The 1,284-nt window shown below is 40.9% G+C and carries 1 protein-coding gene; it reads right to left on the bottom strand.

All coding sequences use genetic code 11. The features are described from left to right. Nucleotides 1-1,273: asparagine synthase (glutamine-hydrolyzing) (asnB, locus tag A3762_RS01445; RefSeq protein ID WP_231878692.1), on the bottom strand; the 1,273-nt coding region annotated here is incomplete at its 3' end. Nucleotides 1,274-1,284: the final 11 nt, after the last annotated feature.

The raw sequence follows: 1,284 nt of genomic DNA, 5'->3' as shown, positions 1-1,284 counted from the left end.
TTCCTATCTTACCATTCTGCTTTAAGGACGAAGGTACCTGAGAAGCCGCCTCTGCAACCCGCTTATCTAAGAAGGGAACCCTAACCTCTACGCCACGAGCCATACTCATTTTGTCAGTATAATTAAAATTATGATCTACCAGAAAATAGCGACGCTCTAGAAATAGCATTTTTTCAAGCGCATCTTTATACTCAAGACAATCCAACTCTTCATAGATGAAACCGAGGGGGTCTGGAGAAAGCTTCAGCTTAATTTCATCAGTGAATAAATCCCTGACTCGTGCAGGGTCCAACCAGAAAAAATAAGATAATAAGCGTTCGTTAGCATCAAGATCAGCATATGAAAACGCTTTGGAGATACGACGCATAAGGGCATTATTTTTCGGCAAACTCGAACTGACTGATTTAATCAGTTTTCGTATACTCTTTGGTAAGAAACTCCAATATCTTTCAAATTTAATAGCCAAATGTCGACGATAACCACTGAACATATCATCACCACCTGCCCCCGAAAGGAGGACTTTTACACCTTGATGTCTAGACCTTTCACAAATCATCAGCACATTAAGTGGAGCAGGATCAGCTTGCAATTCATCAAGGTGATAAATCATTTCCGGTAGTTGGTTAACGATGTCAGGGGTGGCTTTTAAAATATCCAACGGTACTCCGAGATGATTTGCCACTTTCTTAGCATATGGCAAATCATCTTCGAAACCATCGTTAGCTTTACCATCATTAGAATCAATCGTAAAACATGGCAGGTCATCATGCTTTTTTTCGGCAGCAAGAGCCACTAATAAACTGGAATCCAAGCCCCCGGACAAAAATGAGCCTAAGGGTACGTCGGAAACTAACTGGTCGTTTACCGAATCCCTCAAAGCATTTAGAACTTTATCAGCATGAGCCTCAATAGAAGTTTCAACAGGAGAGTAGGATGGCCAGTGCCAGTAAGCTTTTCGCTCTACTATTTCACCTAACTCCACTACCAAGTACTCACCTGGCGGAACCTTATGAACGGACTTCAGAAGCGTTTCTGATCCAGGGCTATACAGAAAAATCAATGTACGGTATAGCGCATTAAAATTAAAAGTGCGCTCCACAGAGTCTATTTCCAGCAATGACTTAATTTCGCTTGCAAAATAGAAGCCTTGGCTATTTTGCGCATAATAAAGTGGCTTTACACCAAAATGATCTCTCGCAATCACAAGTTTTTGATGTCGAGCGTCCCAAATTGCAAATGAAAATATTCCATTAATCTTTTTGAAAAAGTCCAAACCGTCGCTTA

Source organism: Oleiphilus sp. HI0125, assembly GCF_001635355.1.
This window is presented reverse-complemented; position numbering and strand designations above follow the sequence as displayed.